Source organism: Lactonifactor longoviformis (assembly GCF_042848515.1).
Taxonomy (GTDB): Bacteria; Bacillota; Clostridia; order Lachnospirales; family Lachnospiraceae; genus Lactonifactor; species Lactonifactor longoviformis.
In genome coordinates this window covers 4,654,600-4,670,949 of sequence record NZ_AP031453.1, presented here as the reverse complement: position 1 = coordinate 4,670,949, position 16,350 = coordinate 4,654,600, and the positions used below count along the sequence as shown (strand labels likewise).

Genomic DNA, 16,350 nt, shown 5'->3' with positions numbered 1-16,350 from the left:
ACGGATAGTAATATGTGTTAAAAAAGTGAGGCTGAGGTGAGAGGCGTTATATGAAACAGGTTCTGATTGTGGAAGATGATGAAAATCTTAATAAAGGGATAAATATTGCATTGCGGGGTGAATATTGCTGCGTGCAGGCCTTTACCCTGCAGCAGGCAAGGGAGATTTGGAAGGAACAGCGTCCCGACTTGATCCTTCTGGATGTGAATCTGCCGGACGGCAGCGGGATTGATTTAATGGCGGAGATCCGCCGTTTTGACAGGACGCCTATTATATTGCTTACAGCAAATAATATGGAAATGGATATCGTGACAGGACTGGAATCCGGGGCAAATGATTACATAACAAAACCCTTCAGTCTCATGGTCCTGCGTGCCAGGGTGGGAGTGCAGCTGCGGGAAGGAAAAGACACGGGTGCTGTATTCAAATGCGGGGAGTACTGCTTTGACTTTGAGAAAATGGAATTTATGAAGGGCAGCCGCGGGATCGACCTGAGCAAAACAGAACAGCGGCTGCTCCGGTGTCTGGTGGAGCATAAGGGAAAAAATGTGAGCCGGAGCCGGCTGATTGACAGCGTCTGGCAGGGGGAAACCGAGTTTGTGGATGAACATGCCCTTACGGTTGCAGTCAACCGCCTGCGCAATAAGCTGGGGGATTCCCCCAGCGCACCGGAATGTATCAAAACCGTGTACGGCATAGGGTATATCTGGGCAAAACAATAAAGTACAGAAAGCAGAGGAAGCAAAAATGAAGGCAGAGGTTCTGATACTTGTATCTGTAAGTGCGGCATTCGTTTTGTTTGGCGCCTGTATTTCTGCAGTGATATTCTTTAGGGCGCGGGAGAAAAGAGTCATCCGACGGATACAGAAGATGCTGGACGATGCCATAGACGGCAGATTCCAGGATAAACATTTGGATGAGACGGGGATATCGGCCATAGAAAACACCATGTGGCGGTACCTCTGTGACAATGAGATGGCATACCAGAAGCTTTCCAGGGAGAAAGAGCAGATCCAGCTGCAGATTTCTGATATTTCCCATCAATCGGTAACTCCCATCTCAAATATAGTACTGTACGCACAATTACTGGAAGAATGGCTGGCACGGCAGAAATCGGACGGGAGCCCGGAGGCGGCGGGCTGGACGGAGGCGATCCGGGAGCAGGCTAAAACATTGGAATTCCTGGTGGAATCTTTGGTAAAACTATCCCGCCTGGAGACGGGGATTATTAAAGTATGTATGCAAAAACAGAGGATTCAGCCCGTGTTATGGGCCGTACAGCAGCAGTTTATGCCGAAGGCAGAGCAGAAGGGGGTTCGGCTAACCGTGGAACCCACAGAGGAAACCGCTGTGTTCGATTTGAAATGGACCATAGAAGCAGCGGCAAATGTGGTTGACAATGCCATAAAGTACACGCCCTGCGGAGGTGAGATTGTTGTCTCTGCAGAGGCTTATTCCTTTTTTGTATGTATCCGTGTGGCAGATCAGGGGATTGGGATCCCGGAAGAGGAACAGGCCAGCGTTTTCTCCAGGTTTTACCGATCCCCCGGGGTGAGCGGGGAGCCCGGACTGGGGATCGGGCTGTATCTTGCCAGGGAAGTGATGAAGGCCCAGAGTGGATATATAAAACTTGCTTCCAGGGAGGGTAAGGGCAGTGTGTTCTCTCTTTTTCTGCTGAAAGAAGAAATATCTCAGAAGTGAGACATTCCGGAAACAGGTTTGAGATATTGGCATGGTATAGTCTGTATATAAGATACAGACTATTTTCATTTGCGGAGGAGAACGAAAACATGAATATATTGGAAGTAAAAGGGCTGACAAAGGTATATGGAAAAGGGGAGGCTCAGGTTCGTGCCCTGGACGGCATTGATCTGACCATAGAAAAAGGAGAGTTTGCCGCGATCGTAGGATCCTCGGGAAGCGGAAAATCTACCTTTTTAAATATGGTTGGGGGCCTGGATATTCCTACCGGGGGAGAAGTGGTGGTTGACGGCAGAAAACTTCAGGAGCTGTCGGATGATGAGCTTACCGTCTTCCGGCGCAGGAAGATTGGCTTCATTTTTCAGCAGTACAATTTAATCCCTATGTTAAATGTATGGGAAAATATTATATTACCTCTGAAACTGGACGGAAAGCGGGTGGACGAGGAGTACGTACTGGAGATCACGGGGATTCTGGGACTTCGGGAAAAAAGAAAAAGCATTCCCGGCCAGCTGTCTGGGGGCCAGCAGCAGAGAGTTGCCATTGCCAGGGCTCTGGCGGCAAAACCCGCCATTGTGCTGGCTGACGAGCCTACGGGGAATCTGGATTCAAAAACAAGTCAGGATGTACTGGGGCTGCTTAAAATAACAAGCGCCAGGTACAGGCAGACTATCCTTATGATTACCCACAATGAGGAAATTGCACAGCTTGCGGATCGGATCCTGCGGATTGAGGACGGAAAGCTTGTGAAAAGGCAGGTGGGAGAATGAAAGGCAGAGAAACTGACAGCAGACTGCACCTTCAATTTATAAAAAGTTATAAGAAAAACACCCTGGCTATCTTTCTAAGTTTTGCCCTGACCTTTACACTCCTGACTGCCATGCTGGTTTTGCTGCATACCAATCACAGAATTGCTAACATACAGGCAAAGGCGCAGTTTACCCCCTCAGATTGTTATATAGAGGACCTGTCAGAACAGCAAGTTCAGCAGTTGAAAGAGGACAGGAGTATTCAGCGGCTGGCAGTGGAGCAGGGAGGGCGCTATACGTTTCAGCGCAACCATCAGACCATGTTTCTCGTCAAGGGGGATGATACGCTGGTTACCATGATGGCAAAGACCATAGAGGGCAGACTGCCCACACAGGAAGGGGAAGTAGCCGCAGAGAAATGGGCTCTTTTAAATCTGGGGATAGAACCCTCGGTCAACCAGAGCTTTACCATCACAGACCCGGAAACCGGGGAGCCGAAGAAGGTTACACTGGTTGGCATTTTGTCCGATATGCTGGGTAATAAAAAATATGGAGTGATCCAACTGTATACCCCTCTGGATAAGCAAACGGAAGACTCTTACCTTGTGTATCTGCAGTTTGAGGAGGGGGTGAGTTATACTTCCAGGATAAAAGAGCTGCGCACAGAGCTGGGGATACAAAGCAGTCAGATACGAACCTGTCCTGCGAGGGAAGATTTCCGGGATTTATACTGGACGGATGTTAAGGTGATCGGTGTAATTCTCGTGATCTGTATGGTAGTATTCTATGGGATTTACCGCATTGCAACTATAACCAGAGAAAAACAGTATGGCATTTTAAGGGCAGTGGGAATGAAGCGGAGGCAGCTCCAGAGAATGATTTTATCCGAACTCTTTCTTATTTACTGCGCAGGGGTTCCGGCGGGGATCGCCGGGGGATTGCTGGTGTCAGTCTTCATTAGTGCGATCTCCGGCGATCGGGGTATGGAAATCTATTTATTTAATGAAAAGGTAAGCTTTGCTCCGGTGATTCCTGTGTGGCTGATTCTTATCTGCGTGGCAGTGACTGCTTTGCTGATTGGAACGGTGGGGTGGATGACAGGGAGAAAGATCGCGTCAGCATCTGTGACAGAAACCATATCCGGGGGGCGTTCCGGGAGGGAGGAAAAGAAAAGCGGAAGCGTTTTTGCCTTAGAGAAGTCCGAGAGCAAGACAGGCACCCTTCTTCAGATGGCATGCAAATATATTTTCAGGGACAGGAAGACCAGCGCTTTTGTGGTTCTGACGGTATGTCTGGGAGTTACCTTATTTACGGGCCTTGCTTACCGGGCACAGACCCTGGAGGCATACCGCAGTGATACAGAGGAAATGTGGTATTTAAACGGACAGTATGCTATGACAATGCAGGCTTTTGCCGGCGCCCGGGAGGGGATATCCAGAGAAAGCGCCCGGGAGATGGAACAGATCCCGGGGATTACAGCAGTGAAGACAGCATCCGGCATCCCGGTGCGTGTTGTGGATGAAGCCGGAAAGAAAAGAAACGACAGCTATTACGAGGAACACAACAAAAGGCTGAGAGACACATACGGATACGGGGACGCGGGATATGACGGGAGGAATCAGATCTACAAATCTATCCTGTACGGATACAACAACGAGGCGCTGACGGCATTGAAAAGCCATGTGATTTCCGGAGATTTTGACCCGGAGGAGATCGGGGAGAACGAGGTGATTCTCTCTGTGCTCCGAACGGATGACACGAAGGAGAATAAAAATCCGGGTTTCTACAAAGAAGGCACGCCCCTGATGGACTACCGTGTGGGGGATGAGATACAGATAAAATACAGGAAGGATCTGGATACTGGCACGTTGGAGTATGACAATCTGACAGATACCCAGGCAGAATATGAGTATAAAACATATAAGGTTGCGGCCATAGTATCCTTTGCCTATATGTACGACTGCAACCGGACGGTCTACCCTTTGCTGATCACCAGCGATGAGCAGATAAAAAAGATTGCCCCAGACAGCGGTATCCAGTGTATGTATGCGGACGGCGGGAACCAAATGTCACTGTCCCGGCAGATGGAGCTGGAAAGACAGCTGATTAAGGTTAGCAGTCAAAATGATAATGTGTCTGCCCGCAGCCTGATTTCGGAAATCCGGCAGAATGAAACCTTCTATCAGAAACAGATGGTTTATGTCTATGGTATATCCGTCATTGCTTTTGTTTTAGTGATGATCAATATGATAAATAACCTGAGGTACCGTATGCAGACAAGGACCAGAGAAGTATGTATGCTCCGGGCCATTGGAATGAGTGTGGCTATGACAAAACGAATGATGCTGTTTGAAAATACGATTCTGTGCGTGGTGTCCATAGCCGTGGCGTTTTTGATATCTCAGCCGGCACTTAGGTATCTCTACAGAATCTCTGACATGCGTGCTTTTGGCCATCCCTTTCAGTATAACTTCCCTGCTTTTTTTCTGGTATCGCTGGTTGCCCTGCTTATAAGCATGCTGCTTTCCCTGGGAATCCTGAAAACCTGGAAAACACGTGAGATTGTGGAAGGGATGGGAAAGGCAGAGTAGGATTTATAAATTTTCGCCGTTTCTCTTGACAAATGAAAGTATAGCTGTTATATTACAGATATAACAACAAGCGTAAGTCGCAAAGTATCGCTGCACTATAGAATTATATTCGGCGGTCGGGTATTGAATAAGAACAGCAGCTTATGAGGATACCGGGTATTTCATATAAGAATATATTGTGTTTCCCCGGGAATCTTCCCGGGGAATATTTTTGACTGCACAGCAGGGAGGTGGCAGTAATGGAAAGAAAACGGGATTATTACGAAATTTTGGGAATTGGCAGAGATGCCGATGAGCAGACAATCAAAAAAGCATACCGCAAACTTGCGAAAACGTATCATCCTGATACAAATACAGGAAATAAAGCGGCAGAAGAAAAATTTAAGGAAGCTACTGAGGCCTACACGGTTTTGAGCGATCCGGAGAAAAAGAAACTCTATGATCAGTTCGGTCATGCCGGTCTGGAGGGAACGCCCGGGGAAACAGGGGGATATGGAAATGCATACAGCAGCTCTGACGGCAGCTACCGGGAATTTCATTTTGAGGGCGGCGATATGAACGATATTTTCGGGGATATTTTTGGAGATGCCTTCGGAGGAAGAGACAGAAAAAGATACAGCGGATTTCATAGAGATGGATTTGACAGCACCGGCAGATTTTACGGCAGAGGGTTTTCCGGGGAAGGTTTTCGGTCCAAAGGTCCGGATCTTCATGCGGAGTTATCTGTCACATTTGATGAAGCGGCCTTTGGGTGCGACAAGATCATCACGCTTCAGAATCCGGAGACACCGGGGGACAAAGCGCAGTCACTCCAGGTTCATATTCCCGCAGGGATAGAGAATGGCAAAAGCATTCGGCTCCGGGGCAAAGGGCTTCCCGGGCTCGGTAAAGGAGAACCGGGGGATCTGCTTCTGAAGGTGCATGTGGGTGAAAAGGCAGGGTTTTGCCGGAAAGGCATGGATATCTATACCACAGCAGAAGTGCCTTTTACCACCGCTGTGTTCGGCGGGGAGGTTACGGTTCCTACCATTGACGGAAATGTGGTGTGCAGGATTCGTGAGGGCGTACAGTCCGGGACTAAGATCCGCCTCAGGGGAAAAGGGGTTGTCTCTATGAAGAATCCGGATGTGCGTGGGGATCAGTATGTGACAATACAGATTCAGGTGCCCAGAACTCTGAATCCGGAAGCCAGGCAGAAGTTAAAAGAATTTGAACATGCATGCGCGGCTGGAAACCCTAAACGGAACAACGGAAATGGAAGTGCAGCGTAAAAGAGAGTTCTTTTTTTACGGCCGGCGGAGTAAAATAAATAGACAAGACAGTTCAGAGGGGTTATATTGAAGATTTTACTCTATGTCTCAGACTTGATTATTCCGCTGGTAATTTTTTATATTGTGGGCTATGGCATTCTCATGAAAAAGAATGTCTACGAGGATTTTGTCACAGGGGCAAAGGACGGTCTTAAGACAGTGGTTCAGATACTGCCCACGTTGGTGGGCCTTATGGTAGGCGTGGGGATTTTAAGAGCGTCAGGCTTCCTGGATCTCCTGGGAGATCTCATAGGGCAGTGGACCAGATATATAGGTTTCCCGTCCCAGCTGGTGCCTCTGGCCATTGTTCGTATGTTCTCCTCCAGTGCGGCAACCGGATTGGTGCTTGATGTGTTTAAGGAATTTGGAACCGACTCAAAGATAGGCTTGATAGCGTCCATTATGATGAGCTGCACAGAGACGATTTTTTATACCATGTCTGTTTACTTTATGACAGCAAAGGTAAAGAAAACAAGATACACCCTCACAGGTGCACTGATGGCTACTGTTGCAGGGATAATTGCCAGTGTGATACTGGCAGGAATGATGTAAGGTGCACAGGTGACCGGCCTAAGGCCGGCGTCCTGTGCACTTTTGCGTTGTCAGGAGTATACATTACCGGTAATTTCCCCGGCCATCTCCTGCAGCCGCTTCAGAGTAAATTCCTCGTTGGAATAGACGTGTATGCGGTGCTTTTGCGCCATTTCCTCCGTATAGTCCTCCAGCAGATAGACAGCTCGTGCGCTGGGATCGTCATCATACTGCATAACTATAGGGGTGAGTCCGTAATCATCCCGGATACTGACACTCCCGTCTTCTGCGGATTTTACCAGTGTAATTTCCGCAAGTCCCCCAAGGAGTGCCTCCGGCCTCTGCTGGGTGGACACAAAGTTTCCCAGCGAGTAATACACAAGCATCTGGTGGCCCTTCCGGTTCTTTTTCATTTCATACCCCTGCAGTACATGGGGATGGGCACCGATGGTAATGTCAACGCCGTTCTGCAGAAGAAAATCTACTTTTTTTTCCATATCTTTTGTAGGCTTTTTAGAGTATTCTTCCCCTGCATGGAGAAAGCAGACAGTAATATCCCCCTCCTTCTCTGCCTGTTTAATATCGTTCTCTACTCTCGTTTCGTCCCAGATATCAATAAGATAAGATTTGGAAGAGGGGAGATTATTATCGTTTACCCCGTAGGTATAGTTGAGCATAGCTATTTTAATACCTTTTTTCTCCACCACAGTAATCTTTTCCTGATCTTTTTTACTGCTGTGGATGCCGAGAACAGCAATACCCGGATGGTTATCCCTCCAGAAATCCAGCGTATCCAAAACCCCTTGCTCTTTTTTATCATAGGTATGGTTGCTGGCCTGTTGGATGACATCGAATCCTGCATTGACCAGCGCGTCCCCCACCTCTGTTGGGGTCCCGAAAAGCGGATATCCCGATAGTTCGGAGCGGTCTTTTACAAAAACAGTTTCCTGGTTGACAACAGCCAGATCTGCTGCCTGAATTTTGTCCTTTACATGGGCATAGATGCTGTCATAATTCCAGCCGCCGGACTTTTGTTTTCCTGTTTCTATTAAGGGGCCGTGAAATAAATTATCTCCTGCCGCGAGAAGGGTCAGGGTCTCATCCAATGAGCTGCTCTGGGATGACGCCTGCTGTGCGGTGTGTCCGGGGTTTTTTGCCTTTCTGTCTCCGCAGCCTTTTATCAGGAATGCCGCAGCAGAGATACTTAGTACCAGCAATATGCCTGCCAGCACATATAGCTTCTGGCGCCTTACCTGATCTTCCCGCTCCTCCCTTCGTTTCTCCTGTTCCCTTTCCCGCAGCCGTTCTTTTCTCTCCTTCATTATGGTGTCCTCACTTGTAAATGTAATATTTAAAAAAGCGCTTTTCCATATGTTGGCAATATAATCGTATAAAATGATTTGATTGTCAAGCTGTTTGCTAAAAACGTTAGAGTAATGAAACAGAAAAACAAAAACATATAAAAAATTAGAAATATTTTGTCATATTAGCATGTTTTTTTGTCGGCAAAAGAAATAAAAATGCAATAAAGATATTAACAAAAGTGAAGGGCAGAGGCTGGCGGGGGGCAATAAAAAAGGTGCAGACATAACCCGTAGGTTAGTTCTGCACCTTTTGCTGTTTGCATAGCAGTATGTCTGGCGAAATCTTATGCCTGCTTTTTCAGTGATTTTGTCTGTCTTGTTAAGATAACTGACACGATAAGTCCGGCTGCTGAGAAAGCGAAGAGCAGAATAAAGATTTTATTAAAGCCTGCTTCCACATTCCCTGCTTTGGTTGCCTGGTCCAGCCATGCGCCGGCAATGGGAGGAATAACAAAATCAGGAATAAAGGCTATAAAGGATACAACTCCAGTGGCAACTGCTGTCATCTTTATGGGTATGCCTGCCTGCCCCATAGTGCTCCAGTAGGTGGACTTCATTATATTGGCGATAAATGCAAGAATGAGTGTAATGGCAATACACACCGGCACCACCTTGTTGGTGAGTATCATTGCTGCCGTAGCTGCAATGACTGCTGTGAATAATACAAAAAATCCCTTTCCTTTGAAGGTAAACTTATCCAGCAGCCAGCCGCCGATAAATCCTGCCAGGAATACAATAATATAACTTCTGACAATACCGAGGGTAGAGGCTGTTGACTCTGAAACGCCGAGTACCCGCACGGTATAAGTGGTCAGATAGCCGTTGCCCAGTGTCCAGGAAATATATGCACAGGCAACCAGGCCGATGGTGATCCATACCCCCTTACACTTGAGGGCATCCAGCATAGAATAAGATTTTCCGCTGTCCTGGGTTTCTTCGTCGCCGTTCAGATTGCCTTTCGGCAGGAAGACAAATGCCAGAACCAGAAATATTACACAGATAGCAGTTCCTGCTAAGAGTATAAAGCGGAAACCTGTGGCAACAGAGGCGGCGGCACCCATAATTCCCAGGAAAATAAAACCGCAGATTGCCTGGAGAATACCGCGGGTAGCTTCGCTGCTGCCGAAGATAGTACTTTGGTTCTCCTCATCTCCAAGAGAGCGGATACCTGCCAGATAGGCAGACCACAAAGTGGCAATCCCAAAGAATCCAAACAGAATATGGACGATCATCAAAAGTACGAAGTTAGTTGTCATAGAATAGACAACTGTACATGCAGCCAGTCCTGCCAATGAAATTATAATCAGGTTCCGGCAGGAAAATTTTTCTGCAAATATGCCTCCGATGGGATAGCAGAGGGTACTGGTAAGGGATACTGCTGTTGCCATCAGTCCCATCTGTGTATCGTTCAGATGCAGGGCTGCAGTCATCTGATCATAAAATGTGTACCGAAGATATGGAATCTGGTAGGCGAGGGCAACAGTGGCACTTAAAATAATAAAAATCATTAATTTTTTAAAACCCATTTTTTTCATAAAATTGTCTCCATTCCACCGCCAGGTTGACGGTACAAACATACCTTGCACGTTAGGTTCCTAGTTTTTGGCTGTCTTTGTATCCCCCCCATTCTTTCTATAATAGTTCGGTGCCTGAATGATAACGGTTTTGCTGCCGGCAGCCTGATTGTGGTAAAGGCAGAATGCGTTAGCAGAATTAAGCCTGCCGGTGCTGCAACATAATTATATAGTTATCATGATAACAAGATGGTAACATAAATGGGATGCTGTGTCAATGAACATGTGAAATAAAAACCTAATAAATAGATGGAAGTGGTTTAATTAAACATACAATTAATAAAAAATAAGAAATATATCAGTAAAAATATGTTGACAATGATAACATAATGGGATATGATGTTGTTATCAAATGGTATGTAAATATTGTTTTACGCATAGTGATATAAGGGTACCGGTGCATGCGGCAGGGGGGCACACCGAGGGCCCGTATCGTGTGTGGAGGTGGTTAAGAAAAACCGGATATAAGAGCCGGCATTGCATCATAGCAGGATTTGGAATCAAGCAAATGGAATCCCCTATTTAATGAAAACGGAGGTATTTGTAAATGCAGAGATATCAATTATTAACACAGAATGAAATCGAACAGATTCATGAGAACTCTCTCAGAATAATGGAAAATGTAGGTATCATTTTTACCTATGAACCTGCAAAAGAAATCCTGAAAAAAGCAGGTGCGAAGGTTGACGGCGATCTGATTCGTTTCCCCAGAGAGATGGTGGAGAGAGAGCTGAAGAACGTACCTTCTTCATTTACAATGTATGCTAGAAACCCTAAAAAGAATGTTGAAATTACATGCGAAAAGACTGCGTATGTGGGACCTTACGGATCACCGTTTGTTACGGATATGGACAAAGGACGCCGCAGCGGTACCCTGGATGATTTTATTAACATAGTAAAAATCTGTGATAAATTGGATAATATTGATATTCAGAGCCATATCTCCTGTGAACCCAATGATGTTGATGTAAAGATCCGCGCTCAGGTGATGGTGTACAATACCTTAAAATACAGCGATAAACCGCTGATGGGCAGCGTATACGGATATGAGAAGTCAAAACAGTGTATTGAGATGGCCTCTATGCTGTTCGGCGGCATGGATGCAATTAAAGACAAACCGGTAATGGCATCCATCCCCTGCACCCTGACGCCTCTGAGTTACGACAACAATATGGCAGGCGCTATCATTGCCTATGCAGAAGCAGGACAGCCGCAGCTTGTTAACTCCCTGTCTATGGCAGGAATGACGACACCGGCTACACTTGCAGGTCTGGTATCGCTTCAGAATGCAGAAGTTCTGGCTGGTATTGTATTGGCCCAGTGCGTGAATCCGGGAACACCCATTGTATATTCTGCTTCAGGTTCCAATGCGGATATGGCTACGGGCTCTCTGGCTATCGGATCACCGGAGGATGCGGTAGTATCTCTGGTTAACGGACAGCTGTGTAAGTATTATCAGATTCCATGCCGTATCAGCGGTGCGCTTTCTGATTCTAAGATGATGGATTCTCAGGCGGCCTATGAGTCAGCCATAACCTTGATGATGGCTCAGATGGCAGGCGGAAACTTTATCCTCCATGCAGCCGGAATTATTGATACCTACAGTACTACATCTTTCGAAAAACTCATTGTTGACGACGAGATCATTGGCTACCTCAAGAGAATCAATCAGGGTGTTACTGTAAATGAAGAAACCCTCGCTTATGATGTTATTGAAGAAGTAGGCCCAAGGGGCATCTTCCTCACCCACGATCATACACTGGATAACTTCAGAGATGAGTTCTACAGACCAAGACTCAGCAACCGGCAGACTTACGACCAGTGGCACAGAGAAGGCTGCACGCCGATTGAAAAGGTTGCCAATGCCAAATGGAAACAGATTGTTGCCGATTACGGCGAGCCTACTTTACCGGCTGATGTTGACGCAGATCTCAGAAAATATATTGAGGCACTCTAAAACGTACGCAGGCTATAGAGAGTAGGAACATTCCCTGAAAGAACTTGCTTTTATTAATTTTTTGGTATAAAATTAGATAGCTTGATGATGGCTGCGCCCGTTTGGGGCGCAGTTGTCATAATATTCTAAGTAAGTTTAGGGAGAGCCGCTATGGCAGAGAACAAAAAGAAAGAACTAATACAAAAAACATATGAGATTCTGAAGGACGTAGGTCCCGAGGATACTAAGATACGCACCATTGCTTCAAAAGCTAACTGTACCAGTACAGTTATTTACAGGCACTTTAATGATCTGGATCATCTGCTGCTGTTTGCCTCCATAAAGTTCCTGGAGGACTATATGGTAGATCTGCAGAAGATATTCAACTCCAATATGAACGCCCTGGACATGGGAGTACTGATGTGGGAGTCTTTTTCTAAATATGCATTTCAGAATATTCATGTTTTTGAGACCCTCTTCTGGGGCAAGTACAAAGAGAACCTTGGGGACACGATCTTCGAATACTACCAGTTGTTTCCGGACGAATGGATTCATTCCGACGGCCTTTCTGCAAGTGTGTTCTTTAATGACGACCTGCAGGGCAGAAACCGGATAATGCTTCGGAGAGCAGCTTCGACCGGATACTTTACCTTTGATGATGCCATGCTTCTGAGCGATTTGGAGTGCTGTCTGTTCCATGGGGTATTGATGGAATACAAAGATGTCTACAGACAGCCGGGGATGGCGGAGGAAGGCCATGAACGGTTTATGAAGATGCTGGATTCTCTGATCGTAAGATACCGAATTAAATAATTGATATAAAATATAGGGCTGCCGCCCGCCGGATAGGACAAACATCCGGCGGGCGGCAGTTTTTTGGTTTACCACCGGAATCTTAGGAATGTCTCCCCTTTTTTGGAAATTTAGACTTTTAACTTTTGACAATACAGGTAGAATGATAGTAAAGCGGCAATCAGAAACATAAATTTCCAATAATATATTGCAGACAGAGGAAGAATGTGACATGATACAAAATATAAAAAAACTGTGAAATAACTCTAAAGGGGAAAACCTATGAAAAGAATCCGAAAGGCTGTCCGGGGATTTAAGACACAGATTGTCCTGTCTTTTATCATTGTGTCTATCATTCCTCTCATTGGCATAGGGATATGGACCTATAAGAACACCTCCGGCATTGTAAACGATAATGTGAAGACTTTTACCTATGCAAATCTGACACAGACCAGCAAAACAGCGGCTGTATCCATTGAAGCCTATCACGCTCTGCTCTATCAGATTTTTACGGATGAAAACATTGTGGCCCTGACAGACAAGATCAACTCCGGCCAGGATCTGGCGGTGAGTAAGAACCAGCTGCGCCGGGCTTTAAGAGGATATGCCAGTGCAAAGCCGGATATCCAGTCCATCACCATACTGACAGCCAGCGGAGAGGCGGTCTTCTATGATATGATTACGGCTGCCACCACAAAGAATTCCTGGCTGGACGGGTTCAGACTGTCCCAGAGAGAAATATTTCAGCAGATATCAGGGACAGCGGGCACTGTGATGTACTCCACACAGTACGCGACTACCCAGGGAAACAATGACTATTATTTATTTCATATGGCAAACAGGATTATTGATTATAAAAAGGTAAAGAAGAGAAATGGAGTTGTAATCGTCAGCATTGATGAGAGAATGCTGAATGATATCTGCAATGAAGATACCGTACGCATGGAGGATGGACGGTATCAAACCATGAACTTTATCGCGGACGGGGAGGGTAGGATCTGTTCCTTTGATGATCCGGCCCGCTGCGGTACAAAACTCTGGGGGAAAAAGGATACACAGGATGAAAAAGTAAGAAAGGCAAAGCTGTTCCTTGAGGCAGAGGGCTATATGTCGGGGGAGCACCTGGCTGTTCAGGCTTATTATGATGAAAAGCTGGATTTTACCTTTGTCAATGCATCTAATCAGGCGGCCACATTGAGTCAGCTGCGGCAGCAGAGAACCATTATATGCCTGATTGTTATTCTCTCCGGGGCAGCGCTGGTTATTATCATACATTTTACGGTTGCCCATCTCACAGGCTCCATATATAGAGTAGTCGCTACTATGAAGAATGTGGAGGAGGGCGGACTGGCCCAGAGGATTCCGGATGAGAAGCGTATGCCCACAGAAATTGAGCTGATCGCCAGGCAGTTTAACCATATGCTCAGTAAGGTGGAAGAGTCTATGGATAAGGAGCGGGAAGCGGTTGTGCGTCAGAAAAATGCAGAAATTGCTGCTTTGGAGGCTCAGATTAATCCTCATTTTCTATATAATATTCTGGATACCATTAACTGGATGGCAATCGATAAGGATGAATACGAGATCAGCAATACCATTAATTCTCTGGCACAGATACTCAGGTACGGATTAGATAAGAGCAACTCCATGGTGGAGATACGCAGAGAGGTGGAGTGGCTCCGTCAGTATATATTTCTGCAGCAGACAAGGCTTAAAAATACCTTTGAGTGTCAGATAAACGCAGAGCCCGGGATACTGGGATGCCGGATCCATAAACTGCTGTTCCAGCCCTTTGTGGAGAATGCCATTCTCCATGGATTTGAAGGAGTGAACCGGACGCATATTCTGAAAATCTCCATTGACGGGGATGAGGACCGCATCCGGATCCGGATACAGGACAATGGAAAAGGGATGCCGCAGGAGAAGGCAGACCGCTTAGCCGCAGGTGAGACGGCAGAGGATCAGGAGAGAACCCATATCGGGGTCAGCAATGCCATTGGCCGCTTAAAGATGTATTATGAGAAGGAGGCGCAGGCAGAGATTAAGAGCTGTCCGGGAGAAGGGACAGAGATTACGCTGTGGATACCAAGAATGGAATAGGGACGGGAGAGAAAAAGACTGGAGTGTGGGAAAATGAGGATTGTCATTGTAGAGGATGAGATCAGAATCAGGGAGGGAATATCAAAGCTTCTGGGAAAGATAGACCCATCCTACGAGATCGTGGGGGAGGCAGAAAATGGCTGGGCCGGACTTGAACTGGTAAAAGCGGCCAGGCCGGATCTGGTGATTACAGATATTAAGATGCCGGAGATGGACGGGCTGCAGATGCTGGAGGAGCTTCATAAGGACGGTCTTCTGATAAAGGCGATTGTGCTCAGCGCCTATTCAGAATTCGCCTATGCACAGCAGGCCATTCACCTGGGAGTAAGTGAATACATATTGAAGCCTGTTGCGGTGGGAGAGCTGGCTCAATCCCTAAAAAATGTGGAGGATCAGCTAAAGGAGGCCAGGAGAAACGAAGGGGAACATCCGGAGAAGCTGCGGTCTCTGGAGAACATTTGTATTGGGCTTCTCATGGGGACGGTGGCAGCGGACAGAGAATTAGAAACCTATCTTTCCGGACAGTATGGGATAGATCCGGGAGGAGAGTTTGCGCTGCTTAGTTTTTATCTGGGAAAGCAATATGAGAGAGAAAGGAAACATACGGCTATTGAGATAGAGACTATGCTGAAGGGAATGGGCGGGGTGCCCCACTGTCTGTTCCACCTTCCTGAAAAGTCAGAGATCCTGGTTCTGCTATACCGGTGGGGGGATCTGGCAAAGGCAGAACGTGAAATTAGCAACTATCTGGTACACCACAGAGGGATAGGCCAGAGAGCAGTGAGCGCGGGGTGGTATGCTTTTCAGGGACTAAGCCGCCTCTCAGGCGCGTTTCAGACCCTGCAGAAGTATATGGACTGGGCGCTGGTTCTGGGAAGCTCGGTTCTTATTGTCTATCCCAAGATTACGCAGGTGCAGACCCAGCCGCTATCCTACCCTGTGGAGCTGGAGAAGGAGATGCGGAGGGAACTCTGTGCCGGCAGGCAAAAAAGGATTCAGCAGGTGGGGAGGGCCTTCCGGGAGTACTTTGCCAATGGAACTGTCTATGCTCCCAGGGAGATTAAGGAATCCTACGTACGCTTTCTGTGGAGTATCCTGAATGTGGGAAAGGAAATTGATATTGAACCTCTGAAAGCCGTTGGACAGCAGGAGCTTCTGGAGGATATTATGTCTGCAGTCACCTATGACGAACTGGAGGAGATTCTTGCCGGGGTGACGGCCAGAATCCCTGTGGAAGGGGAGAGAGACGACAATTATCTGATTCAGAGGACGAAAAGCCTTATCCACGAATTCTACCGGCAGGGCATCACGCTGGATGAGATCGCCGGGCAGCTGAAGATCACGCCGGAATACCTGGGCATGCAGTTCCACAGGGAGACAGGAAGTAATTTTTCCTCGTATATGAAGAAGTACCGGGTAAAAAAGGCAAAAGAGCTGCTTATAGGATCCCGGATGAAGCTCTATGAGATTGCCTCCGCCGTGGGGTATTCGGATCCCAAATACTTCAGCAGAGTATTCAAGGAGGTGACAGGAGAACTTCCGGCAGAGTACAGAAAGCGGCATCAATAAAAAAGGGTAGACATTTCCGATTACTTTAGAAATGTCTACCCTTTTTCAGTTATTTAGAGTTTTGGAACCGGGAAATCTGAGATAGAATAAGACCATAGAAAACAGAAAGCCATTCCAGCAATGACATTCTTTGATA

General features: G+C 46.8%; 12 protein-coding genes. 10 read left to right on the top strand and 2 right to left on the bottom strand.

Annotated elements, in window-relative coordinates:
- Positions 1–50: 50 nt before the first annotated feature.
- The 6 genes from ACGHCT_RS21345 to ACGHCT_RS21320 all read left to right on the top strand — a co-directional run bounded on the left by ACGHCT_RS21345 (position 51) and on the right by ACGHCT_RS21320 (position 6,903).
- A complete protein-coding gene (locus ACGHCT_RS21345) occupies positions 51–722 on the top strand; it encodes a response regulator transcription factor (RefSeq protein ID WP_154256835.1) in 672 nt (223 codons plus the stop codon).
- 25 nt (positions 723–747) lie between these two features.
- Positions 748–1,701: a sensor histidine kinase gene (locus tag ACGHCT_RS21340; protein ID WP_390437453.1), complete on the top strand. Its 954-nt coding sequence runs from the start codon at positions 748–750 to the stop codon at positions 1,699–1,701.
- Positions 1,702–1,790: 89 nt separating this feature from the next.
- Positions 1,791–2,471, top strand: coding sequence for an ABC transporter ATP-binding protein (locus tag ACGHCT_RS21335; RefSeq protein ID WP_154256831.1), 681 nt, complete (start codon positions 1,791–1,793; stop codon positions 2,469–2,471).
- On the top strand, positions 2,468–5,041 hold the full coding sequence (locus ACGHCT_RS21330) for an ABC transporter permease (RefSeq protein WP_390437452.1): 2,574 nt from the start codon (positions 2,468–2,470) through the stop codon (positions 5,039–5,041). Before ACGHCT_RS21335 ends, ACGHCT_RS21330 begins: the two co-directional genes overlap by 4 nt.
- 239 nt (positions 5,042–5,280) lie before the next feature.
- Positions 5,281–6,312, top strand: a complete 1,032-nt coding sequence (locus ACGHCT_RS21325) for a DnaJ C-terminal domain-containing protein (RefSeq protein ID WP_154256815.1) — start codon at positions 5,281–5,283, stop codon at positions 6,310–6,312.
- Between the two features lie 66 nt (positions 6,313–6,378).
- The gene (locus ACGHCT_RS21320) at positions 6,379–6,903 is read left to right on the top strand and encodes a spore maturation protein (protein ID WP_154256813.1); all 525 of its coding nucleotides are present in this window, start codon (positions 6,379–6,381) and stop codon (positions 6,901–6,903) included.
- A 50-nt stretch (positions 6,904–6,953) separates the two neighbouring features.
- On the opposite strand, the gene ACGHCT_RS21315 is transcribed toward ACGHCT_RS21320, so the two are convergent.
- Entirely contained in the window at positions 6,954–8,204 is a 1,251-nt protein-coding gene (locus ACGHCT_RS21315) for a CapA family protein (protein WP_154256811.1), read from the bottom strand.
- Between the two features lie 326 nt (positions 8,205–8,530).
- Complete coding sequence (locus tag ACGHCT_RS21310) at positions 8,531–9,781, bottom strand: nitrate/nitrite transporter (protein WP_173015506.1); 1,251 nt, start codon at positions 9,779–9,781, stop codon at positions 8,531–8,533.
- A 586-nt stretch (positions 9,782–10,367) separates the two neighbouring features.
- Between ACGHCT_RS21310 and ACGHCT_RS21305 the strand changes: the two genes are divergently transcribed.
- From ACGHCT_RS21305 to ACGHCT_RS21290, 4 genes are all read left to right on the top strand, one after another.
- Complete coding sequence (locus ACGHCT_RS21305) at positions 10,368–11,777, top strand: trimethylamine methyltransferase family protein (RefSeq protein ID WP_154256807.1); 1,410 nt, start codon at positions 10,368–10,370, stop codon at positions 11,775–11,777.
- Positions 11,778–11,927: 150 nt separating this feature from the next.
- A complete protein-coding gene (locus tag ACGHCT_RS21300) occupies positions 11,928–12,569 on the top strand; it encodes a TetR/AcrR family transcriptional regulator (RefSeq protein WP_072854108.1) in 642 nt (213 codons plus the stop codon).
- Positions 12,570–12,830: 261 nt separating this feature from the next.
- Complete coding sequence (locus ACGHCT_RS21295) at positions 12,831–14,645, top strand: sensor histidine kinase (RefSeq protein ID WP_390437451.1); 1,815 nt, start codon at positions 12,831–12,833, stop codon at positions 14,643–14,645.
- A gap of 33 nt (positions 14,646–14,678) precedes the next feature.
- Positions 14,679–16,214 (top strand): response regulator, encoded by a 1,536-nt coding sequence (locus ACGHCT_RS21290; RefSeq protein ID WP_154256803.1) that lies wholly within the window; start codon positions 14,679–14,681, stop codon positions 16,212–16,214.
- Positions 16,215–16,350: the final 136 nt, after the last annotated feature.